General features: G+C 38.8%; 26 protein-coding genes. 1 reads left to right on the top strand and 25 read right to left on the bottom strand.

What is annotated here, in order from left to right; translation table 11 throughout:
* The 25 genes from aroC to DKZ56_RS08140 all read right to left on the bottom strand — a co-directional run bounded on the left by aroC (nucleotide 1) and on the right by DKZ56_RS08140 (nucleotide 23,242).
* Nucleotides 1-1,182 carry a chorismate synthase gene (gene aroC, locus DKZ56_RS08260; RefSeq protein ID WP_208649547.1) on the bottom strand — a complete coding sequence of 394 codons (1,182 nt, stop codon included), beginning with the start codon at nucleotides 1,180-1,182 and terminating at the stop codon, nucleotides 1-3.
* A 155-nt stretch (nucleotides 1,183-1,337) separates the two neighbouring features.
* Nucleotides 1,338-2,108, bottom strand: coding sequence for a CheR family methyltransferase (locus tag DKZ56_RS08255; protein ID WP_208649546.1), 771 nt, complete (start codon nucleotides 2,106-2,108; stop codon nucleotides 1,338-1,340).
* A gap of 227 nt (nucleotides 2,109-2,335) precedes the next feature.
* A complete protein-coding gene (gene ndk / locus DKZ56_RS08250; protein ID WP_208649545.1) occupies nucleotides 2,336-2,752 on the bottom strand; it encodes a nucleoside-diphosphate kinase in 417 nt (138 codons plus the stop codon).
* 111 nt (nucleotides 2,753-2,863) lie between these two features.
* Entirely contained in the window at nucleotides 2,864-3,838 is a 975-nt protein-coding gene (gene hepT / locus DKZ56_RS08245; protein ID WP_208649544.1) for a heptaprenyl diphosphate synthase component II, read from the bottom strand.
* Between the two features lie 14 nt (nucleotides 3,839-3,852).
* The gene (locus DKZ56_RS08240) at nucleotides 3,853-4,557 is read right to left on the bottom strand and encodes a demethylmenaquinone methyltransferase (RefSeq protein ID WP_245989390.1); all 705 of its coding nucleotides are present in this window, start codon (nucleotides 4,555-4,557) and stop codon (nucleotides 3,853-3,855) included.
* Nucleotides 4,558-4,573: 16 nt separating this feature from the next.
* The gene (locus tag DKZ56_RS08235) at nucleotides 4,574-5,326 is read right to left on the bottom strand and encodes a heptaprenyl diphosphate synthase component 1 (protein WP_208649542.1); all 753 of its coding nucleotides are present in this window, start codon (nucleotides 5,324-5,326) and stop codon (nucleotides 4,574-4,576) included.
* Nucleotides 5,327-5,393: 67 nt separating this feature from the next.
* Nucleotides 5,394-5,615 (bottom strand): trp RNA-binding attenuation protein MtrB, encoded by a 222-nt coding sequence (gene mtrB, locus DKZ56_RS08230; protein ID WP_208649541.1) that lies wholly within the window; start codon nucleotides 5,613-5,615, stop codon nucleotides 5,394-5,396.
* 57 nt (nucleotides 5,616-5,672) lie between these two features.
* The gene (gene folE, locus DKZ56_RS08225; RefSeq protein WP_208649540.1) at nucleotides 5,673-6,242 is read right to left on the bottom strand and encodes a GTP cyclohydrolase I FolE; all 570 of its coding nucleotides are present in this window, start codon (nucleotides 6,240-6,242) and stop codon (nucleotides 5,673-5,675) included.
* A gap of 219 nt (nucleotides 6,243-6,461) precedes the next feature.
* Nucleotides 6,462-6,734 carry an HU family DNA-binding protein gene (locus DKZ56_RS08220; protein WP_208649539.1) on the bottom strand — a complete coding sequence of 91 codons (273 nt, stop codon included), beginning with the start codon at nucleotides 6,732-6,734 and terminating at the stop codon, nucleotides 6,462-6,464.
* A gap of 215 nt (nucleotides 6,735-6,949) precedes the next feature.
* On the bottom strand, nucleotides 6,950-8,428 hold the full coding sequence (gene spoIVA, locus DKZ56_RS08215) for a stage IV sporulation protein A (RefSeq protein ID WP_208652207.1): 1,479 nt from the start codon (nucleotides 8,426-8,428) through the stop codon (nucleotides 6,950-6,952).
* A gap of 91 nt (nucleotides 8,429-8,519) precedes the next feature.
* Nucleotides 8,520-9,239: a YphF family lipoprotein gene (locus tag DKZ56_RS08210; protein ID WP_342775778.1), complete on the bottom strand. Its 720-nt coding sequence runs from the start codon at nucleotides 9,237-9,239 to the stop codon at nucleotides 8,520-8,522.
* Nucleotides 9,240-9,254: 15 nt separating this feature from the next.
* Nucleotides 9,255-9,521: a DUF2768 domain-containing protein gene (locus tag DKZ56_RS08205; RefSeq protein WP_208649537.1), complete on the bottom strand. Its 267-nt coding sequence runs from the start codon at nucleotides 9,519-9,521 to the stop codon at nucleotides 9,255-9,257.
* Nucleotides 9,522-9,665: 144 nt separating this feature from the next.
* Nucleotides 9,666-10,679: an NAD(P)H-dependent glycerol-3-phosphate dehydrogenase gene (locus DKZ56_RS08200; RefSeq protein WP_208649536.1), complete on the bottom strand. Its 1,014-nt coding sequence runs from the start codon at nucleotides 10,677-10,679 to the stop codon at nucleotides 9,666-9,668.
* A gap of 17 nt (nucleotides 10,680-10,696) precedes the next feature.
* The gene (der, locus tag DKZ56_RS08195) at nucleotides 10,697-12,010 is read right to left on the bottom strand and encodes a ribosome biogenesis GTPase Der (RefSeq protein WP_208649535.1); all 1,314 of its coding nucleotides are present in this window, start codon (nucleotides 12,008-12,010) and stop codon (nucleotides 10,697-10,699) included.
* 129 nt (nucleotides 12,011-12,139) lie between these two features.
* A complete protein-coding gene (gene rpsA / locus DKZ56_RS08190) occupies nucleotides 12,140-13,285 on the bottom strand; it encodes a 30S ribosomal protein S1 (RefSeq protein ID WP_208649534.1) in 1,146 nt (381 codons plus the stop codon).
* Nucleotides 13,286-13,410: 125 nt separating this feature from the next.
* Nucleotides 13,411-14,085, bottom strand: coding sequence for a (d)CMP kinase (gene cmk / locus DKZ56_RS08185; RefSeq protein ID WP_208649533.1), 675 nt, complete (start codon nucleotides 14,083-14,085; stop codon nucleotides 13,411-13,413).
* Nucleotides 14,086-14,204: 119 nt separating this feature from the next.
* On the bottom strand, nucleotides 14,205-14,861 hold the full coding sequence (locus tag DKZ56_RS08180; RefSeq protein WP_208649532.1) for a flagellar brake protein: 657 nt from the start codon (nucleotides 14,859-14,861) through the stop codon (nucleotides 14,205-14,207).
* A 76-nt stretch (nucleotides 14,862-14,937) separates the two neighbouring features.
* Nucleotides 14,938-16,227, bottom strand: a complete 1,290-nt coding sequence (locus tag DKZ56_RS08175; protein ID WP_208649531.1) for a PepSY1/2 domain-containing protein — start codon at nucleotides 16,225-16,227, stop codon at nucleotides 14,938-14,940.
* Nucleotides 16,228-16,239: 12 nt separating this feature from the next.
* Nucleotides 16,240-17,010, bottom strand: a complete 771-nt coding sequence (sleB, locus tag DKZ56_RS08170; protein WP_245989646.1) for a spore cortex-lytic enzyme — start codon at nucleotides 17,008-17,010, stop codon at nucleotides 16,240-16,242.
* A gap of 205 nt (nucleotides 17,011-17,215) precedes the next feature.
* The gene (prsW, locus tag DKZ56_RS08165; RefSeq protein WP_208649529.1) at nucleotides 17,216-17,890 is read right to left on the bottom strand and encodes a glutamic-type intramembrane protease PrsW; all 675 of its coding nucleotides are present in this window, start codon (nucleotides 17,888-17,890) and stop codon (nucleotides 17,216-17,218) included.
* A 258-nt stretch (nucleotides 17,891-18,148) separates the two neighbouring features.
* Nucleotides 18,149-19,120, bottom strand: a complete 972-nt coding sequence (locus tag DKZ56_RS08160) for a YpdA family putative bacillithiol disulfide reductase (RefSeq protein ID WP_208649528.1) — start codon at nucleotides 19,118-19,120, stop codon at nucleotides 18,149-18,151.
* Between the two features lie 65 nt (nucleotides 19,121-19,185).
* Nucleotides 19,186-19,944: a metallophosphoesterase gene (locus DKZ56_RS08155; RefSeq protein ID WP_208649527.1), complete on the bottom strand. Its 759-nt coding sequence runs from the start codon at nucleotides 19,942-19,944 to the stop codon at nucleotides 19,186-19,188.
* An 86-nt stretch (nucleotides 19,945-20,030) separates the two neighbouring features.
* Complete coding sequence (locus DKZ56_RS08150; RefSeq protein ID WP_208649526.1) at nucleotides 20,031-20,654, bottom strand: LysM peptidoglycan-binding domain-containing protein; 624 nt, start codon at nucleotides 20,652-20,654, stop codon at nucleotides 20,031-20,033.
* A gap of 114 nt (nucleotides 20,655-20,768) precedes the next feature.
* Complete coding sequence (locus DKZ56_RS08145) at nucleotides 20,769-22,211, bottom strand: RecQ family ATP-dependent DNA helicase (RefSeq protein ID WP_208649525.1); 1,443 nt, start codon at nucleotides 22,209-22,211, stop codon at nucleotides 20,769-20,771.
* Complete coding sequence (locus DKZ56_RS08140) at nucleotides 22,202-23,242, bottom strand: YpbB family protein (RefSeq protein WP_208649524.1); 1,041 nt, start codon at nucleotides 23,240-23,242, stop codon at nucleotides 22,202-22,204. Before DKZ56_RS08140 ends, DKZ56_RS08145 begins: the two co-directional genes overlap by 10 nt.
* Before the next feature lie 108 nt (nucleotides 23,243-23,350).
* Between DKZ56_RS08140 and DKZ56_RS08135 the strand changes: the two genes are divergently transcribed.
* The gene (locus tag DKZ56_RS08135; RefSeq protein WP_208649523.1) at nucleotides 23,351-23,599 is read left to right on the top strand and encodes a ferredoxin; all 249 of its coding nucleotides are present in this window, start codon (nucleotides 23,351-23,353) and stop codon (nucleotides 23,597-23,599) included.
* Nucleotides 23,600-23,702: the final 103 nt, after the last annotated feature.

The raw sequence follows: 23,702 nt of genomic DNA, 5'->3' as shown, positions 1-23,702 counted from the left end.
TTAAAACTCCTTCGCCATTTTACGTACTTCATCGATTTGGGCTTTTAATTGCGGCAATTGGTCGCTATGGAACTGTTCAACAATCGCCTTGGCAATTTCCCATGCAATTACACATTCCGCAACAACCGATGCAGCCGGCACCGCGCATGCATCCGAACGCTCAACGCTCGCTTTAAACGGTTCTTTCGTTTCAATATCCACACTTTCAAGGGGTTTATAAAGAGTAGGTATTGGCTTCATGACCCCGCGAACAATGATTGGCATTCCTGTTGACATACCGCCTTCAAGACCACCTAAACGATTTGTTCGGCGCTGGTAGCCATGCTCTTCATCCCATATGATTTCATCATGCACTTCAGAACCTCTTCTTCGCGCCATTTCAAACCCGATGCCAAACTCTACCCCTTTAAAGGCATTGATGGAAAGCATTGCTTGGGCTAATTTGCCATCCAATTTTCGATCATAATGTACGTAAGACCCTACTCCTGGAGGCATTCCTTCCACCATCACTTCCACAATGCCTCCGATGGAATCTCCAGCTTTTTTCGCCTCATCAATGGCCTCCACCATTTTGACTGAAGCTTCTGGGTCGAAGGTATAACAAGGGTCCTGTTCAACGATTTGGCGAATTTCATCAGCTGATTTCCCATCAATTTTGGAAGGATCTGCTTGAATGCCGTAGATTTCTGTTACATAGCCTACTACCGAAATGCCCAGCTCATTTAAAAGGGCTTTTGCTACAGAACCAGCAGCCACACGTACTGTCGTTTCTCTTGCACTGGAACGCTCCAACACATTTCTTAAATCCCGATGGCCATATTTAATTCCGCCGACTAAATCAGCATGTCCTGGACGCGGCCTCGAAATTTGGCGTTTGATTTCGGAAGGATCCATATCTTCAGGTAGCGGTTCAATCCCCATGATTTTTGTCCAATGCTTCCAGTCGTCATTCTTTACAACTAATGCAACGGGAGAACCTAATGTTTTCCCATGCCGAACGCCACCCACAATTTCCACTGTGTCTTTTTCGATTTGCATGCGGCGGCCACGACCATGCCCCCCTTGGCGACGTTTTAAGTCGTAATTAATTTGTTCCGCTGTGATTGGCAAAAGGGATGGCACCCCTTCAATAATCGTTGTTAATTGAGGACCGTGAGATTCCCCCGCAGTTAAATATCTCATCAAACACTTTCTCCCTTCAACTCGTTAAAGTATGTATTTTTTAATATAACATAATGGCTATGAAAAAACATGGTGAATCGAATAATTGAGTTAAAAAACCTTGAATAAAAGATAATACGCTTTTCGCACAAGTCGAAAAGCGCCCTTTTCATAACTCATATTTTACGATAAAAAAACGTATCTTCCACTTCAAAACCATAACGACTAGGATTAAAAATTTGCTCTGTCGATCCTACAAACAATATACCACCTGGCCGTAAAGAATTGCTAAATTCTTTATAGATATGGTCCTTTGCCTCTTCAGTAAAATAGATCATGACATTGCGACAAACGATCAAATCATAGTTTTTATCATATGGGTCACTTAATAAATTGTGCTTTTTGAAAGTTACTGTATTTTTGATTTCATCTTTTACACGAAAAAATGGCCCTTCCTGAATAAAATATTTTGATTTTATATTCGGAGGCACTTCCGCTAAAGAACGCTCAGGATAAACCCCCCTCTTTGCTTTTTGAATGCAATTTTCATCAATATCGGTCGCTAATATTTGAATATTTGAAAAAGGCACATGGTTGGAAAGCACCATCGCAATCGTATAAGGTTCTTCCCCCGTGGAACAAGCTGCACTCCAAATTTTCAGCCGCTTATTTTTTTCCAAGAGTTTGGGGAAAATTTTATTCTGAAGGACTTCCCAACGTTTTGCGTTTCGATAAAATTCAGATACATTAATGGTCATTCGATCCAGGAATTCGTTTAATAAATCTCTGTCTTTTTCTACTGCACGCAAAAATTCGACAAAATTCTTATATCCCTTTTTTTCATAAAGAGAGGTTAATCGGCGTTTCATTTGTGCTTCTTTATATAGTGATAAATCAATTCCTGTTAATTTCTTTATACCTTGAACAAACAGTTCGTAGTCATTCATAAATATCGATCCCCTCTAATGACGTACAATTATTATATATAAAATTTTTCTTTTCTGAAATATAGAAAAAATCAAAAATAACTTTCTAATGTGAATATTATATTTATCTTATGTATAATATAGCAAATTATTGAAGGGATTTATCAAAATTCCAAAGAAAAGTATAAAAAAAGCTATCCCATAGCGGAACGATTGCTGTGGGATAGTTTTACTAGTATCGTGCTTTATTAAACTAGTTCATCGTTAAACCATAATTTAATTTCACGTTCAGCTGAAGATGGTGAATCGGAACCGTGAATAACGTTTTCAGAAATAGTTACCGCATAGTCACCACGAATTGTACCTGGTTGAGCTTCTTCAGGTTTAGTAGCTCCCATCATTACGCGAGCTAATTTAATGATATTTTCACCTTCCCAAACCATTGCAAATACTGGCCCAGAAGTGATGAAGTCCACCAATTCATTAAAGAATGGTTTTTCTTTATGTTCTTCATAGTGTTTTTCCGCTAATTCGCGAGGTACATTCATTAATTTTGCTCCGCGCATTACAAAGCCGCGGCGTTCAAAACGGTCGATAATATCTCCAACTACTTGGCGTTTTACACCATCTGGTTTTACCATTAAAAATGTTCTTTCGATTGCCATGTGTTTAACAACTCCTTAATTCTACAAAGTATCAGGTTTTTGCTCACTGCTAAATGTTAGCAAAATCAAGTCTAAGCTTCAACTAAAAAAATGCTATAGTGAGCAAATTTTTTAAAATTTGCGTTTTCCAATGAATAATGCCACTTCTTTTAATTTTTTCTTTACGGGATTTTCAGGTAATTGCTCTACTTCTTTCATCGCTTTCGCTAAATATTGATCGCTGATTTTTAACGCTTTTTCAATGGCATCTGAGCTGCGAACGATTTTAAGCATTTCCTTTCGTTCCTCTTCCGTGACTAAACCTTTGGAAGCCCGTTCAATAAATCGAGTAATTTTCGGATGATCTTTCATCAGCAAAATCGGCAGTGTAATGTTTCCCTGCAATAAATCGCTTCCTGCTGGTTTCCCTAATTGTTTATCTGTTGATATAAAATCCAATACGTCATCCACAATTTGATAACTCATGCCGACATAATAGCCGAATCGTTTTAACCGTTTTGTATTGACCGGATCCACATTAGCCACAACGGCCCCCACTTCACAGCTTGATTCAATAAGGATGGCCGTTTTCCGTTTGATGCGGCGGAAATAATCTTTCAAGTTTTGATTTAAGCGGTATTTATCTTCAATTTGGATGATTTCTCCATTGCAGATTTCAACCATCGTCCGTGCTAAAATTTGATGGGCCTTTGGATTCTCAATATGCGATACATATTGAATGGCGCGTCCAAAAATAAAATTTCCTGTAAGCATCGCAACCCGATTATTCCATTGAGAACGAACGGTAGGACGCCCCCGTCTCATGTCGGAATGGTCGATGACATCATCATGTACGAGAGAACCCATATGAATCAATTCAAGGGGAACAGCAGCATATTTCATTCGTTCAATATTATATTGACCAAATTTTGCACTCATTAAAACAAAAAGTGGGCGAATTCTTTTGCCGCCCGCATGCAATAGATGGAGAGAGGCGTCGTTTACTACATTCGACGTTGAATAGAGCGCTTTTTCTAATTCTTTTTCGATGATGTCTATATCCGGTTTAAAATCGGAATAGAGCATTTTTAATTTCATCTTTTCCACTCGCTAACCTCTCCCTAACCTTCTTTTTTAAATCCCATATGCATTGCTGCTGCTCCACCGCTATAGCTTTTGTATGAGACGTTTACAAATCCCGCTTCTTCAAACATTTTGGCAAGTTTTTTCATTCCAGGGAAAGTGCTTGCGGATTCTTGCAGCCATGAATATTCTTCATAACTTTTTGCAAAAATTTTTCCAAATAAAGGCATGATGTATCGAAAATAAAAACGGAACAATTGTTTATATACGGGAATTTCCGGCTGAGATGTATCTAAACAAACAACCATTCCGCCCGGTTTTAACACGCGATGCATTTCCTTTAAAACCTGCATATAATCCGGTACATTTCTTAACCCAAATCCAATGGTAACGTAGTCAAAGGTATTATCTTCAAAGGGAAGTTCCATTGCATTTCCATGGATTAACTCCACTTGAGGATAGGGCTTTACTTTTTCAGCCCCAATTTTCAACATATTTTTGCTGAAATCGAGCCCTTTGACGACGCCATTTTCACCAGTTGCCTTTGCTAAGGCAACCGTCCAATCGGCTGTACCGCAACAAACATCTAAACATTTGGATCCTGGTTTTACTTTCATTCGCTTCATGATATCTTCACGCCAACGGACATGAAGATTGAAGCTGATCACGGAATTCATTTTATCGTAATTTTTATAAATTTTCTCAAAAACTTCATGGACACGTTGCTCTTTGGATTTTTCCATTATTTTCATAACCTTTCTAACTCTCTCTAATCAACTGTTCTGCAATGTATTGTTTCAATTCAGCTTTCATAGAAGAGATGCGTAGCAATTCCTGCAATTGATGAATAAGCTCATCAATTTTAGTTTGAAGCATCTGTTCAAATTGTATTGAATTACCCGATTCAAAACTTTCGATCATTTTTTGTAAAATCAGAGAGCTATTACCTTTTCTATAGTTTAGTAGTTCATTTTGTAATCGAAGAATTAATAAATGATGTTGCATGATTTTAGCATACTTATTGAAATTGTATATTTGATAAAATCTACTGATACATTCTGATTCAATCACTGATAAGCTTTCAAACCAATCATCGATGGCATAAGGGATTGGTTCATATACTCGAACTTCATGTTCAGATCTTAATATAACGCTTTCAGAAAGTTGACGAATTAATGAAATATTACCGGATTTCGCTAAAATTTCATAATACCGACCACTGTAATAATCGCCAGAAAGCACTGTCAGCTGTTGCTCTTTAGTTGTTGCATTATACTCGTCAACGAGGTTATGTTTCGCAAGGGATGCTTGTACAATCCCTACCGCAATAATCCCTTTATATATATCATCATTCCAGAATTCCCCGTTAAAAAACGGCAACAGCAAATAAAATAATTGATTTTCATCCACCAATGGATTACCTGTATATTTCACAAGTGTTTTCTGATGCACCTTTTGATAAATATCATTTTTCAATTGTTCGATATGCTTTTCAATATATGATGTATCCATAGGTATTACTCCATTCCACATTTAAACACTGACTCTTGCAGTTATTACAGTCGTCATACAAAGCATTTTATTTTTTTGACTGACTTTCGATAATGCCATGAGCTGTATAAATTTTTGCTTTTCCGCGAATCTTCATAGCCGAAGTGTGTTCAGTAAATTGGGCAATCATCACTTCTCCGGCATCCAATTTTTCGGAATGATGAAATTTTGTATCTTCTCCTCGAGTTAAACCAATTACATGTACGCCATCTTCTTCAGCTTCAATTACGACATAATCAGATTGGTTCATACTTCTCCCTCACATCTAACTTTTTCTTTGTTATCATAACATAATCTAATTTGTTAATTAAGACATTTGAATAAATGAAATCACTTCTTGGCGTTTTACATCATCTACTTCATAAATGCCTCTTGCACAAGAAGTCACCGTTTTGGTTCCCGGTTTTTTTAATCCCCTCATGGTCATGCACATATGTTCTGCTTCTATCATCACAAAAACGCCTTGGGGTTCTAATTTTTCCATCAGAATATCCGCAATTGTCGTTGTAATGCGTTCTTGCAATTGAGGTCTGTGGCTGACTGATTCCACCAACCGTCCAATTTTGCTTAAACCGGCTACCCGTCCGTGTTGGGGTATGTATGCAACATGGGCTTTCCCATAAAATGGGACCAAATGATGTTCGCACATCGAATAGAAAGGAATATCTTTTACAAGAACTAATTCATCATGATTCTCATGAAAGACCGTATCAAACAAACTTCTTGGATCTTCATTCAACCCTTTAAACATTTCTTCATACATTTTTGAAACTCGTTTCGGTGTATCGATGAGTCCTTCACGATTAACGTCTTCTCCTACGGCCTCTAAAATCATTTTTACCGCTTCTTCTATTTTTTTTAAATCAACATTCGACATAAAAGTTCCTCCTAAAATTCGACAAAGCACAACACTGTCAAATTGAATCGTAGCATATACAGACGTGAATCGCAAAAGGCTTTTATTCATTTTGAATTTTTTGATGAGTTTTCTTGACCTAAATGGTAAAATTGATATATCATTCTTTAATATTATAATATGTAAAAAGAGCAGTCATCATATTCATGACGACTGCTCTATGTAATTTTTAAAGAAGCTTTATTTTACAGCTTCTTTAAGTGCTTTACCTGGTTTGAAAGCTGGAACTTTGCTTGCAGCGATTTCGATTTCTTCCCCTGTTTGTGGATTACGTCCTTTACGTGCAGCACGTTCACGAACCTCAAAGTTTCCAAAACCGATTAATTGCACTTTGTCACCCTTTGCAAGAGTGTCTTGAATTATATCGAATACTGCATCAACTGCTTTAGAAGCGTCTTTTTTAGAAAGACCAGCAGCTTCTGCAACAGAGTTTACTAATTCTGTTTTATTCATGCCATTCACCTCCTCTCAAAGGGTTAGAAAAGCTAAATCATGTAAAAAGAGTAACATAATGAAATACTTGGCGCAACTGTATTTATGCATGTTTGTCCAAGAAAAGTGGTATTTTTTAAACATGACGAACAAAAGAAGATAACGAAAAGGACTTTTCGTCTACAGTGACAAAAAGTCCTTAATAATATTCCATTATTTTTATTATTTCACTTTTTTTAAATAATAAACGTAATGAGGCCTTTTTCTCCTTCGTTTACCATTCTTTCAATTGTTTGGCGCATTCTCTTCTTCGCGCTTGGAGGTACAGCATTCATTTTGTAGCGGATGCTTTCCGTCAACACTTCATAAAGCGGCGTTCCAAACAATTGCGTCTGCCATAACGCTTCCCGATCGTGTCTATAGGCGTATTGCAAGTCTTTCAACAGCTGCTGGCTATGGAACTCTGAACCGATAAGCGGCGAAAATTCAGACTCCATATCAACGCGGATAATGTGATATGAAGGGGCTTTCGCCTTCATTCGAACCCCGTAGAAATTGTTTTGCTTAATAATTTCAGGCTCGCTTGGTTCGAATTCTTCCACTGTCGGCAACGTCACGCCATAGCCATTCACCGTTGCCTCTTCGATGGCTTCACGGAAGCGTTTCTGCGCCTTCTTCGCCTCTTGTGCTTCTTTAATGAATAAGAGCCAATCTTTTTTCGTTTCAATCGGCGCATCTAAAAATTCGTTGCATACTACTTTATAAATTTCCGGTTTCAACGTGATGCGCACCGTTGCAACGCCAAGGCCTGCATCGACTTTTTCAATTTCGCAGCTTTCAATAAAATCAATTTCCCTTAATTCTTCCACTGCCCCGTGGACATCCCGAATTTTAGTTACAGAGTTTAGAACATTGCCTACTGCTTCAGAAACCGTGGCATTCACATAATGGCTAGGCTCTAAAACATCCAGCCAATCCGGCTTCTCCACTTCAATATCTTCTACTGGGAATTCATACAACGCTTCTTCTAAAATATACTCCATGTCTTTTAATGTCATTTGATCAATGGATGTCGCAATTACGGGAACATTATATTTTGCAAGCAATTCATTGCGCAATTTTTGCGTATTTTGATTATTTGGATATTGGCTGTTTAAGATGACGACAAATGGTTTTCCGATTTCCTGCAGTTGTTCAACAATTTGTTCTTCCGCCACTTGTGCAGCTTCCCGGGCAATTCCGTTGACTGTGCCATCTGTTGTCACTACAACCCCGATATTAGCATGATCGCGGATGACTTTATCTGTTCCGATTCGAGCTGCTTCCTGGAATGGTATGGCTTCTGCATTCCATGGCGTATGCACATATTTTGGTCCATTTTCATCTTCATAGCCTTTGACTCCATCAATGATATAACCAACACAATCAGCAAAGCGAATGCGGAAAGGTATTTCACTTTCCCCGATGCAAATTTCTGTTCCATGGGCAGGAACAAATTTTGGTTCTGCCGTCATAATGACAGGACCAGGTGAGCTTTGTGGTAGCTCGTCCAGCGCTCTTTTTCGTTCTTCCTCATCTACAATATTCGGAAGAACAATCGACTCCATCATTTTTTTCACAAATGTGGACTTTCCAACCCTTACAGGCCCAACAACACCGATATATACATCACCATTTGTTCTTTCAGCTATTTGTTGAAAGATTTGTTCCCCTATTGTAGCTCCTCCTTTACGTACTTCAATCTATGAATTATATATTTAAAATATGAAAAACCTTGCACGAAAAGTCGTACAAGGCTTAAATTTTTTATTTTTTTGTTGGATCATACATGAATACTGGTTCATTATTTTCATTGACCGTATATGGCAAGGAATAAGCTGGCACTACTGGGTAAGCTTCCACCAAGTACATCCGAATATCTTCGCCTGGTTCTGGATGGATGTCATTGTTCTTTAGAAAATGGGCTAAATCGATGGAATAATCCACATAGGCCTTTCCTTCCGTTGAAGCGACTAACGGCAAATGATTATTGGAATATGGGCTAGGAACGGTGAGTTCATTTTTGTAGCCCAATTTTTTGAAATCTATTGAATAAACATAGTCGGCAATCTGTTCTTTATACATCATATATTTTGTTGAGAGAAGCCGAAGATTCAATTCCCGAATGGTCTCAGCTGATCGCAAATCTACCAGTTTTACGGTCGGATTATTTTCAGGATCCCAAATAATATATTGGAAAATGCCGCCTTTTTCATAGGCATTTCCAGGAATATTGGCTAAATATTTCGGCACGAGTTTTGAAAAATCAATTGGATATTTAATAAAGATGTCTGTATCCATATCTTTATTTTTGATTGGCAAGACACCAGTTTCCGCTTTATATTGATCAATGGCATTTTGCACCGCAATGAGCTGCACATCATCGGGCACTTGGTTTTCAACTCGTTCTTCTTGAGGAAATAAACAGCCGGATAATAAAAAGGTCGCTAGTAGCAACATTGCCAAAAGAATTGGTTTCTTCTTCATCATATTCACTCCTAATTATGATGGCCATGTAGAAACAACTAAAACCATAAGCAGCGTTCCGATTATAAAAATGATAAAGGCAATTAATCGAATAAGGGAAGACAAAATGCTGTTTTTTATCCATTTACGAGCCGCTGTTACCATGATAATAGAAAGAATCATTGCTGCAATGGAATAAAAGGAAACCCACATGACATCCAGCGGGCTCATATTGGCTAAAGGTCCGCGGGCAGAGCCGAGGACAAATGCATTCATATCCATTAAAATGAATGGATTTATCATGACCATTCCACCTTTCAAAAACAATATGTACATAGGATGAATGGTTCATCCTGCACAAACAGAATATGCGTTCGTGCATTTATTGGATGAACGGGTTCCTTTCAACCGAAAAAATGTTTTCGATTGGCACCCGTTCATACATGGTTATTGCAAATAATCAATTTCTCTTTTCTTTAAGCGATGCATTAATTCATCCACTGCCTGTTTCGGTTCTTTGCCTTCAAATAATACCTGGTAAAGCGCCGTTGTTATAGGCATCGGCACATCATATTTTTCTGCCAGCTGATAGGCGGCTTTTGTCGTGCGGACACCCTCGACCACCATACCCATTGTTTCTAATACTTCATCCAGCTTCATGCCTTTCCCGAGCATATTCCCCGCTTTCCAGTTTCGGGAATGGACACTTGTACAAGTCACAATTAAATCTCCCATGCCCGTTAGTCCTGCAAAGGTGAAAGGATTGCCTCCCATTCGGACGCCTAAACGGGCAATTTCAGCAAGTCCCCGTGTAATTAATGCCGCCTTTGCATTATCCCCATAGTTCAGACCATCGGAAATGCCTGCCGCTAAAGCGATGACGTTTTTCAGCGCACCGCCAAGTTCCACTCCTATGACATCGGTATTTGTGTAAACTCGGAAATAATGATTCATAAATAAATCTTGTATTTTTTCAGCGGAGCGTAGATTTGTACAGGCTGCTGTAATGGTTGTTGGATGATGCAACACCACCTCTTCCGCATGGCTAGGGCCAGACAGCACGACGATGTCCTCCACAACACTTGAATCAAGGGTTTCCTGTAAAATTTCTGAAATGCGCTTTAATGTATCCGGCTCAATTCCTTTTAAAACATGGACAATGAGCACTTTCTTATTTAAATAATTCATGACTTGTCCGGCCACTTCACGAATCGCCTTTGTCGGCACCGCAAAAACAAGTATTTCCCCATGCTCAACGGCTGTTTGTAAATCGCTTGTTGCCGCTAAATTTTCAGGCAGCTGAATGTTTGGGAGATATTTTTCATTTGTATGCCGTTCATTGATTTCCTTCGCTTGATCGTCTCGATGGCTCCAAATAAGCGTTTCGTGGCCATTTTCAGTTAATACCATAGCTAAAGCGGTTCCCCAAGAACCTGCTCCTAGTACTGTTACTTTTTTCATTGAATTCCTCCACTATTTTACTCACGGGCACGCGGTATGATGCGAATTGGCGTTCCCTCAAAATCAAAGGTTTCACGAATTCGGTTTTCTAAAAATCGAAGGTAAGAGAAATGCATCAGTTCCGGATCGTTCACAAAAGTTATAAAAGTCGGCGGTTTAACGGATACTTGCGTTGTGTAGTAGATGCGCAAGCGTTTTCCTTTTTCCGTTGGTGCTGGATTTCTTGCAATCGCATCTTCAATGACATCATTTAAAATGGATGACTGGATGCGCATTGCATGGTTTTCGCTGACACGTTTCACTAACGGCAAAATTTGATGGATCCGCTGTTTCGTTTTAGCAGATACATAAACGATAGGTGCATAATCCAAAAATAAAAATTGATTCCGTATCGTTTCCGTAAATTCATTCATAGTCTTTTCATTTTTCTCGATGGCATCCCATTTGTTCACGACAATAATAATGGCTTTTCCAGCTTCGTGGGCATATCCGGCAATTTTTTTATCTTGTTCTTGAATGCCCTCTTCCGCATTTAATACCACAAGCACCACATCTGAACGTTCAATGGCTCTTAATGCCCGCAATACGGAATATTTTTCGGTGCTTTCATAGACTTTTCCTTTTTTGCGCATTCCCGCCGTATCGATAATGACATAATCTTGTCCATCATACGTATAAGGGGTATCGACTGCATCCCGAGTCGTACCGGCAATGTCGCTGACAATGACCCTTTCTTCGCCAAGAATGGCATTGACCAGCGAAGATTTCCCAACATTTGGTCTGCCGATTAACGAAAATTTAATCACATCATTGGCATACTCATCTTCATATTCTTTTGGAAAATGTTTTGCACATTCATCCAATAAATCCCCGATTCCAAGTCCATGGGAACCGGAAATTGGTATCGGATCTCCAAATCCTAAAGTATAAAAATCATAGATCATTTCACGCATATCCGGGTTGTCGATTTTATTGACCGCAAGCACGACCGGTTTATTGGTTTTATAAAGTATTTTCGCAATTTGCTCATCTTGCAGCGTCACGCCTTCGCGCCCGTTTGTCATAAAGATAATGACATCCGCTTCTTCCATCGCAATTTGAGCTTGTGCGCGAATATGTTCAATTAAAGGTTCATCGCTTCCTAAATCAATTCCTCCGGTATCGATAATGTTGAATTCATGATTCAACCATTCTGCCGAACTGTATATGCGGTCGCGGGTTACTCCCGGAACATCTTCCACTATGGAAATTCGTTCGCCAACAATACGATTGAATATTGTAGACTTTCCTACATTTGGACGACCTACGATGGCGATTACTGGTTTTGTCATCTGTCCTTCATCCTTCCAAAATCTTATCTTTTGTATTATACACGAAATCTCATGGTTTATCATATTTTGACATAGATGGACATAAAAAAAGCGTACTCACGAAAAGCACGCATTTTTTATCTACAATTTTTATTGTTCTTTCAATTTTTTCAACTGATCTCCGATAACATCGCTGATAGAAAATCCTGTTGTTTCTTCCGGCAATTGATAATCAAATTCCTCTTGTTCTTTGGAATGTTCTTCAAGGGCTTTAATGCTCAATGATAAGCGTTTCTCCTGCTCATTTACATCAAGTACTTTCACTTGCACTTCTTGGCCTTCTTTTAATACTTCATGCGGAGTGTTGATGTGTTTCTGGGAAATTTGCGAGATGTGAACTAACCCTTCAACTCCAGGGAACACTTCAACAAAGGCGCCGAATGAAACTAAGCGTTTTACTGTGCCTGTCAAAACTTGGCCTTTTGAAACGCGTTTGCTTATATTTTCCCATGGCCCCGGCAGCGTCTCTTTAATGGACAAAGAAATTCGCTCGTTTGCCGGATCGACGGATAATACTTTTACGTTCACTTCTTGACCTTCTTTTAACACCGTGCTGATATCTTCTACATGCTCATGGGCAACTTGTGAAATGTGCACAAGTCCATCCACGCCGCCAATGTCGACAAAAGCGCCGAATGGAGCCAATCGTTGAACTTTCCCTATTAATACATCGCCTGGTTTAATACTTTCAAGCAATTGCTTCTTTTTATTTTCTTTCTCTTGTTCCACTACCGCACGATGGGATAAAATTAATCGGCCTTTTTCTTTATCTAATTCCGTGATTTTAAATTTCATTGTTTTCCCTTTGTAGCCCTCGAAATCTTCAACAAAATAATCTTCCACTAAAGAAGCTGGAACAAATCCGCGAACTCCTAAATCAACAACTAGACCGCCTTTTACAATATCTTTTACTTCCGCTTCAAAAACTTCTCCTTTTTCATAAAGCTCTTCTAATTTATCCCAAGCTTTTAAAGCATCTACTTTTCGTTTTGAAAGAACAAAGTTTTCATCTTCAATTTTCGTAATCATTAATTCCAGCTCGTCGCCGACAGACACAACATCAGATGCCTTTTCCACATGCAAGCTGGAAAGTTCGCTGATCGGCACAATTCCATCAAATGGAGCGCCTTCTATTGTGACAGTTACTGCCTTATCTTCTACTTTCGCAGCAACTGCTTTTACAATATCCCCCTCATGGAATTCACGGCCCAATTCTAAATTCATTTCCTCGGACATATGTAACCCTCCTTCACATCTTACACTATCTATTTTATTAGAAATTCCATATAAACACAAAAATTTTTCCTTATAGTTAAAATATTTCCTTATTTATGAATAACATACGTGGAAAGAAAGATGGATTATTCCATTTTCTCCTTTGCCATGCTTAGAATCTTCTCTGCCACTTCATCGATGGTTAAATCCGTTGTATCAAGATAGATGGCATCGTTTGCTTGTACTAAAGGGGAAATTTCTCTTTCCATATCTTTTTGATCACGAAGGGCAATCTCTGCTTTTAGTTTTTCAAAGTCGGATGGAATTCCTCTTTTTTCATTATCTAATTGTCGGCGCCGCGCTCTTTCCTCAACAGAAGCGGACATAAAGATTTTCAGTTCTGCATCTTTTAATACATGGGTTCCAATATCTCGTCCATCCATAACCACCGCACCGTCCTTTGCCAATTCTTTTTGCTTCGCTACAAGAATTTCGCGAACTTTTCCCAAGGCAGCCACTTGTGGAACATTTGCAGTAATTTCATTGGAACGAATTTTTTCCGTCACATCTTCTCCATCAACAAATACAAGTTGTCCATTTGGAGACGGCTTTAGATCAATATTTGTTCTTAGAAGCATTTCCTCTAGTTTTTTTTCATCATCTAATTTTATGTTTTCTTTTAAGGCTTTATACGTTGTCGCCCGATACATGGCTCCTGTATCAATGTAAGTGAACCCTAGTTTTTCAGCAACGATTTTTGCTACAGTGCTCTTTCCTGCTCCAGCAGGTCCATCAATTGCGATTTGTATATTTTTTTTCATACTACTCTTACTTCCCTCCAAAGATGTCGTATAAAAGATATTCTACTTTTATTTCTCAGTGAACACAAAAAATACATTTTTGAATTTTTTACATAAAAAAGCCCTCCAATAAAATGAAACTATTGGAGGTCTTTCATCTCCTTCATCAATATTACTTGGCGCTCAAAACAAAAACGCAGTATATTTTGTTGATCCGTTTGATCGATATCAACATATTTAAAGGCTGCGAATCGTTGTTCATTTTTTTCATATATACGGACTACCTCTGCATCCGTTTGAACATAGAGTATTTTACCATTAATATAAGGTAAAACAATTGTAAGTTTGACCTTATCGCCTAAATTAAATAATGAAGGATTTTTCAATTTTACAGCAATTCCACCAGCGCTGATATTTTCGGTTACAAACTGATAAAATTGATGATTATGCTCCACCGCGACATCTACGTCGGTCTTAATGCGAACAAATTCCCTTCTCTGTATTCTTGTGAACTCTTCTGCTGGAGGGCATGAGAGCATAATCATTGGAATATGATCATTTTTTCGGCCAAGCACTTTCGTTTCGAATGCATAATAAATTTTGTCCTCTTTTTGAAAAATCGCCCGAAATTCAGTACCTGTTAGCAAATGTAAAGTTTTGCCCGTCTGAACATTTATCGGATAACTAACGTAAAGGATATTGTCTTTTTTATCCATCACTTTGCATTTAATATCATCATCATCATAATCGGATGTTAACGGTTCTAATATAATAGATGTCCCTATCTTTACTTCCATTGATTAATCGCCTCGCACAATAATCTAATATTAATTATTGCACGAAACGGTTAAAAATTCTAGGGTATTTGAACAATTATGGTAATTGCTCCACTTTTAAAACATCATGGTTCTCCGTATCCACAACTATTCGGTAAGTTTCATTAATATTGTCCTCAAATCGCGCAATCACTTCGTAGCATAATCTTAGCTGATAAACTTCATTTTCTGTATAAATGAAGCGTTCTTCTTCCACCACAGTATTTGGACGGAAAAACTGTTTCCAGTCGATTGGGTTCACTGGTTGATCATCATTGATCGTTTCCTTTTGGACATATTCCATTGCATTCAACCCTAATAATTCACCGCTGTCTTTCGATATTTTCATTTGGATGCCATCTGGATAGACGATTGCATTGTGTTTACCAGCCACCCGTGCAAGGTGAACGTGCCATGCTTCATGGTTTTCACGCATTTCAATGATTTGTAGATCATCATATCCAGCACGTTCAATAAATTGATTTGTCAGTTCTTTCACTTTTTCTTGCGTAATATTACGATCCGGCTGAACAGGACGTTCAGACAAGAAGGAGATTAAGTGTCCACCTTTTACAGTAATGTCTGCATATCCTACACGGCTGCCTTTCACAAATTGAATGTGATAGAAAGGATATGGTGCATCTTCCTTGTTTTTCGAAACGGTATAAGTGGCATCTTTAATTCCCGGAACTAATTGTTCCAAAACTTGAATGGCTTCATCCTTCGTAATTTCCCGATCTCTGATATGTTTCAAATCGCGCTTTTTCAGCCAGTCGGACTCACTTGTTGTTAAAGGGAAATCCTTTTCCGTGTAAGTTTTTAAATTGGATGCCAAATTTTTAAAAGGAGATTCTTCGAGATCCATTTTTGCTACTTGCTTCCATTTATCAAAGTCTTCATCATTTTCATAAAACTGAGCAGTCGCAACAGCCCATTCCTCTGTTAATTTTTCTAAATTATTATGAACGACATTCATTTTCTTTTGCCAAGTTTCATAATCTCCATTCGTTGACGCTCTTTTTGCTTCATCGCCAATTTTCCCAATATAACGAAGCCATTGATTGGCCACCTCTTGATTAAGCGGCAAACTGCTGATAAATGAACGCAATTCATTGCTCGTACGCCAAATATTATCAAGTTCATTTTGCAATGCTTTCTCATCTTGGAACAATAAAGATTGTGCTACAGACCGTTCTAAATAAGATAATTTTTCGCTGGCGCTGGATAAAGAATTTGTATATTGAGCATGTATTGTTTGTTTCAACTGTTGATTATCCGAACGGACATCGTATGCATAAAACCCTAATGCTATCACAGCAATGGAAAGTAAATACACTAAACTTTTCATAACGTCGCTCCTTTAATAGCAAAAGATGTGATTACCAATTTGTTTTATTTGCGGCCTTGTCCAAATCCATTTGCTTGTAGCTGTTTGCGGGTTAAAGTAATAAAGGGCGTTTTCAGATGGATCCCATCCGCTCATCGCATCAAGAACGGCTTGTTTCGCCCGTTCATTTGGCGTCAACCAAATTTGTCCATCTGCCACTGCTGTAAATGCACCTGGTTGGAAAATAATTTCGGAAATGGTATTAGGGAAATCTGGTGATTCTAATCGATTTAGAATTACTGCCGCCACCGCTACTTGCCCTTCGTATGGCTCTCCTCTTGCTTCACCGTAAACCGCATTCGCCATCAGCTGCAAATCCTGCTCTGTAAATTTGGAAGGCAGCTGATAACTTGTACTTCCCGATGAACCTCTTCCTCCTTTTACTTGTTGGTCAAGCGGTATTCCTCCATAATAAGTAAATTCTCTGCCGGCATTGATTTGCGCATGTACCCATTCCCGGTCAAAATCGCTGTTTCTCACGAGCACCCTTTTTGTTTCTGCACCAGCAATTCCATCCACTTTTAAACCGTAGCTTTCCTGGAAGTTTCGCAATGCCCAATACGTTCCGTATCCGAACTTTCCATCGATTTTTCCGTGATAGAATCCTAAATATTGCAATCTTGCTTGCAGCTCGATTACGTCATCGCCAAAGGCACCCCGTTCAATAACTTGATTGGAAAAAGCGAAAGATTCTTCTGGTTTCATAAGCGCAATCGTGCTAAATGCAGCGATGAAATATAGCATGACAACAAGAATTTTTCTGAACATCTCTTTCACTCCTTTTTCATAGCATGTTAAATTTAGCAACATTTATACCCATCATGAAAAAATGGCCGCATCTTCAATCGAAACGACCATTCAGGGATTATTATGTACAGTGAACAAATTTTTATGGTTGTTTTTAAAAAATAAAAAAGACCTGAAAGTACATTGGTTCTTTCAAGTCTTTCTAAATTTTATTTTGTTCCACTAAATGTTTAATTAAATGCTCATGGGCAAGTTTAACTTTCTTTAAAGCAAACCACCATAAAAACAGCATAAACGGCGCCATTAAATATAGCCAGTAATCTTCGAACATTAAAATAGAATTATAGATGACATGCAAAATAAATGGAGCTATGAGAGATAAGGCTAAAAATTCCTTTGAATATTTCGTTTTCGTAAACTTGCTTCTTCCAAAATAATACCCCATCACAACGCCAAATAACGCATGGCTTGATACAGGCAATAAAGCGCGCATAAAAGCGGTGTCAATTCCGAACGTAAGTAAGTAAAGAATGTTTTCCAATGTGGCAAACCCTAAAGAAGCAGCTGCTCCATACAAAATCCCGTCATACGGATCGTCAAATTCTACATGGCGAAAAATAAAGGCATAAATAATGAACCACTTAAAAAATTCTTCCAATGCACCGGTAAAAATAACATTGCGAAGAAACGGATTGGCGATAATCCCTTCCTCCTGTACAACATATTGAATGAACATAATTGGGAAAGTGATTAAAAGGCCAAAAATAAATGTCCGAAAAAGGGTTTTTCGAGGTTCCGTCGCCATTTGATTCCGCAAATAAAAATAACTAAATAACGCACAACCTGGAGCAATCGCTGCAGAAAGTAATATAAACAATATCGACGCTCCCTTCCATATAATTATATTTTATAGTAACAACTATCTTTTTTAAAGGAAAACAATAAAAAGGGCTGTTTCCGAAAGTCGAACACTTTCGGAAACAGCCTTACTTCTTATAGGAATATTCTCTTAAAAATTTTCCCTGCGGTGGTCACAAAACGCGCCTCCTCGTCCGCAATTTATCTGCGGCAAAAACTCTAGCTAAAGCCGCAATGGGGACGTCTCAACTTTTCAGACGTCCCCTTTTTTTAAGAATTATTGATTTCTCTTATTTTCAATCGCCTTTGCAATAAAGCCCCCGTGGAATTTTCCATTCTCGATGAAAATTTCATTCGCATTATTTCCGGCAGCAAGCACCCCGGCAATAAATAAATTTTCTACATTGGATTCCATTGTCTCTGGATCATATGTAGGACGTCCTGTTTCTTCATCTATCGTTACGCCGATTTTTCGAATAAACTCATGGTCAGGATGATAACCGGTCATAGCAAAGACGAAATCGTTTTTTATTACTTCTTCTTTGCCATCGATATTTAAGACCACTTCTTTTTCACGAATCTCTTTCACCGTCGTGTTGAAGTGCATCACTACTTCACCGTTTCGAATCAATGATTGGAATTCCGGCAAAATCCATGGTTTAATGCTCGGTGAAAAGTCATTGCCGCGGTATGCAACTGTTACGCGGGCCCCTGCTTTATGCAATTCCAGCGCTGCATCAACCGCTGAGTTTTTTCCTCCAACGACAAGGACATCTGTATCAAAAAAAGGATGGGCTTCTTTAAAATAATGGAACACTTTTGGCAAATCTTCTCCAGGAACATTCATATAATTTGGATGGTCATAATAGCCTGTTGCCAAAACAACATAAGGTGTTTCATATTGAGCTTTATCCGATGTAACGGTGAATAACCCATCCGGACGTTTTTCCACAGACAATACTTTCTCAAAACGGTTCACATGAATATTTTTTAATTTTACTACTTCGCGATAATAGACAAGGGCTTGATTTCTGCTCGGCTTCCGCTGCTCTATAATGAACGGCACATCGCCAATGGCCAATTTTTCACTTGTGGAGAAAAAGGTTTGGTGGGTTGGATAATGATAAAGGGCATTCACCACATTGCCTTTCTCAATCACAATCGGCTTCAACCCGATATTTTGCAATTCAATCGCTGCCGATAAACCACAAGGGCCTCCTCCAACGATAATCGCATCTACTTTTTGCATTGTTCACAACTCCTTATATTCAACAAACTACTAGATTATTATACCGCGAATTGTCAACTATGGGGTTAGAAGGTATCTTGAAAATTTATCTCGATGATGTGGCACTCGGGTTTTGCACCAAAGCGCAAAGGAATCATTGTTGTTCCGTAGCCATTGCTAATGAGGGTATATTTTCCTTCAACAGAGGTAAAAGAGCCTAGGGGATGAATGCCGAAAGGGCCAAATCGAATTTGTCCTCCATGCAAATGTCCAGCCAGCCAAACATCCGCATGAAAATTTTTGATTCGTGAAAAAAGCATTGGATTATGGGACACAAAAATCACCGCATCCTCTGGTTGGCATTTTTCAAAGGCTTTTTGCGGATCAGCTTTGCGCGATGAAACATCATCTACTGCACTAAGCCAGCATCTGTTCATCATATTCGGCAGAAGAACCGCATCATTCTCGATAATTTGCACGTCCATCTCTTGAAAAATCTTTCTTAGACGTTCTTCCCCCACTTCCCGATCGTTATTCCCCCAAATAAAATAAACAGGGCCTAATGAGCGGAGAAGCTTCAGATTTTGATAAATTTTCGAAATCGGCGTTCTTTTGTCCGCTAAATCCCCTCCAATAATGACAGCCTGAATAGGTTCATTAATGCTTTGAATCATTTTATCGCTAATGGTGCGGGTATGGATATCGGAAATAAAAAAAATTGAATATTTTTCCTTCATTCCTTTTAACGTTAATTTATGGCGCACGACGTTATTTTCAAAGGCTATCTTCACCATGTAGAGTAAAAGCCCTGAACAAATAACAAGGACCGCTGCCAAACCAACCATGTACAAGCACCCCTCCCGGTAAAACAAAAAGACGTGGTGAACAACCAGCGTCTTTTCAACAGTAATGTATAATATTTTACTTGATTTTATTCCGGGATGACAAGCGACTGTCCTGGACTAATCACATCCGAAGACAAATGATTAGCTCTTTTAATTTTTTCGACGCCGCTGATTGGGTCGCTATAATATCGCTTAGCAATACGGAATAAAGTTTCGTTCGCGCTTACAGTATGTATTGTTTGCGAAGAAGTTTGCTTCTCGGAAGCATTATGATTTATTTTTGATGTAGAAGCTTTTTCTTCTTGATTTGATTGATTATTCTTTTTCTCTTTTGCTGATGGCTTTTCTTCATCGTCGGATTTGCCATCTTTTTTTGCCGTTTCAGATGAAGTTTCTTTCTCTTCTAAATCCTCATCATTTTCATTGGTTTTCGCTGATACTTCATTGTTTCTTTGAATTTCCACAACATTCTCGTCTTTATCAACTGCCACTTCTTCCTGGTCCGGTTCCCAAAAGCCCCACACATAAATTAAGATGGCTAAAGGGATGCCGATTAAAATCACCGTGAGTGTTGTCAGCAATGGAGTTTCTTTTGATTTTTTCTTCTTTTTGCGGCGACGCTCAGTGCGGCTTAATCTAGTTTTCGCATCTTCTATCTCAATCCTTTGTCGATGTTCTTCTATCTTTTGGCGAAAATCTTTTTCAGTCATACGGCACCTCCCAATACGTCTGATTTAATTATGACGAAAATTATAGAAAAAGTAAATGAGAGGAAATTTCTATTTTCATAGAATTTTGTCGAAAAAGAAAGGGTTGTTGCTTTTTCAGTCAATTCCTATCAATATTTGTCGCAGTCGCAATTGCCAATTAAAGTTTACGTGCTTTGTATAGAACTCTTTTCTCGGATGAAGGAAGCGCTGATAATCGATGCCGCAATGTTCGCAGCAATGTTCCGGCTTTTCCTTTAACTTTTGTCCAAAATAGTGGACGAGCTGTTCCCGGATGCAGCAGTCACTTTTAACAACTTTCAGCATCTCATACACTAATCGATATTTTTCACCTGCCATTTGGCGGAAAATTCCTTTCACTTCTTCCTTTGAATAAAGATTCATCCAATAATGCAGCACGCGGAAAGTGGTTTCAGAAATCAGCCCATCTTGAATCATCTCTTTTGGATTAATGTTCTTATTCGCATATTCTTCGTACCATTCTATATGATTTTCATTCGGCAAATCTTCTGTAGCAATAAATCGGGCAACTTCTTCATCTCCATCGCAATACAATAAAATGGCAATGGCATCTTGTCCATCCCGCCCCGCTCTTCCAACTTCTTGCATATAATCCGCCACATTCGATGGCATCGTATCGTGAATGATTTGGCGCACATTTTCTTTATGAACCCCCATGCCAAAAGCATTCGTGGCTACAATCCACTCAAGGGAGCCTTCAATAAACTGCTGCTGGATAAATTGACGATCTTCCCCTTCTTTCCCTCCATGATAAGAAGAAACGGACACCCCGCGCTCCAACAATTGCGATGCCAATTCTTCCGTTCTTTTTCTTGAGCGGGTATAAATAATGCCTGGCCCTTCCGTATGGGAAACATGCTCGAGAAGCCATTCCATTTTTTCTTCCTTAGTTTGAAAAACCTTTTTTCCAAAGCGAATATTTGGGCGGTCTACAGAATGGATATATTCAAAAGGCGCTTTCATCATTAAGAAACGGCGGATATCTTCCAGCACTTTTTCCGTCGCCGTTGCGGATAATGCCAATATGGGCGGGCGGTTTTCTTTGAATACTTCCCCTATTTTTAAATAATCCGGGCGAAAATCAAATCCCCACTGGGAAATGCAGTGGGCCTCATCCACCACAATCAGAGCCAAATCCAACTCATTCAGCCGATTCATGACTTGCTGCTGGACCAACATTTCTGGAGAAATAAAAATAAAACGATATCCATGTAAATGATTTAATACATGCTGCTTTTCCTTTCGATTTAAGAAAGAATTGATGGCCACAACTCTCTTCTCTCCAAACTGTTTCATCTGATCCACTTGGTCTTGCATGAGGGAAAGTAGCGGCGAAATAATCAATACCGGCATGTTGAATATGTATCCCGGTAGCTGGTAGCATAACGATTTCCCCATACCTGTCGGAAGCAGGGCGATAGTGTCTCGTCCATTTAATAATTGCTCAATGACTTCCTTTTGGCCAGGGCGAAAGGAAGGATAACCAAAATGTTTTTTTAAGAGCTGTTCTAATTGCATTTGATTTCACCTCTCACAAGAGCCAGACGCAATTGGAAATAGGATAAATTGGGAAGTACTTCTCGGAGGACTTTCAGCTTTTTCGTTTGATAATCTTCTACCGCATAAAGAACTTTTTGTATATCTTCGGATTGGATGAACTGTTCGATTGGAAAAGTAGGGTCGTTGATTGCCAATTCCACTAAATGGTCTTCAATCGTGCTTCGCTTTAGCTTCCGTATTTGGCTTATTTGTTCAACAGAATACCCTTTTTTAAATAAAAGGGCCGTATAATAAGCTGAACCGGTCAACGGAATTTCCGAACGCACTTGATTCGTCATTTGATATAAATAAGGATATGGATGAGGGTTTGACAAAATTTCATTCAGCCATTGATGAAGGCAGGCAACAAATAACAGTTGAACATCCAATTCTTCTATCTCCAATTCCTTGCTGAGCTGCTCCCAAGTAAAGCCATGGATTTTGTAGCCTGTTAAACGCTTCACCACAATTTCTTTTGCCTGTTCATGGACTTTGGCGCTTCCAAGGCTTTGCAGCATTTCATCGTATAGATTATGGCTGAGGAGTCCCGATTTATAATCATGTCTCATTAAAAATCCTTTCACCCATCTTTGAATGTCTTCATCCTTTTGAATGGGGCTGAAGGTCATTACCTTTTCTTTAGCATGGGATAAACTTTGGACGACGAGGGATAGCCTTGAGAAAAAGAGGTGTTCATTTCCCCGATATTGCCATCCGTTTAAAGGAAGAGGGTCATACTGCCGCCACTCAGCATTTCCTTTATCAGTCAATCGGAAACTGTTTTCTGTTAAAAAAATGTATTGCTGCTCTACAAGTTTTTGAATGACTTCATCATAAGTATTTCGCGACAATTTTGGGAAGATGCCAAAGTATGGATGCAAATGAAAAATGCCTACATCTTGAATCGTCTGGCCTGATCGCTTCCCTTTCAACAAATGATAAGGGGAAGAAATGGTTCGTTCATTTTCTAGGATTTTTAGAATATTTAAGACTAAATACTGAAATAGCAAATCAGAACCTCCATTTTACAGTCTTGATGTTGAAAAGTAATATAAACAGTTTTAGAATAATAAAGAAGCTTTAACTAGGAAGCTCGATAGAAAGAAGGAGAGATTTATATGCCAAAATATACAATTGTAGATAAAGATACATGCATTGCTTGCGGCGCTTGCGGTGCAGCAGCTCCTGACATTTATGATTATGACGATGAAGGAATTGCCTTTGTTATTTTAGATGATAACACGGGGACTGCTGAAGTACCAGAAGATTTGCTGGAAGATATGCAAGATGCTTTTGAAGGCTGCCCAACAGATTCCATTAAAGTGGCAGACGAACCATTTGATGGGGATCCATTGAAATTTGAATAAGACAATCGAGTAGGAGGGAGCGATTAACTCCCGTCCTCTCACACCACCGTACGTACGGTTCCGTATACGGCGGTTCAATTAAGATCATTGACGCAAGTTTTCA

Origin of the sequence: Ureibacillus thermophilus, from assembly GCF_004331915.1 — a bacterium.
Lineage (GTDB): Bacteria > Bacillota > Bacilli > Bacillales_A > Planococcaceae > Ureibacillus > Ureibacillus thermophilus.
The sequence above is the reverse complement of the archived record's forward strand: the minus strand, read 5'-3'. Positions and strand labels throughout refer to the sequence as shown.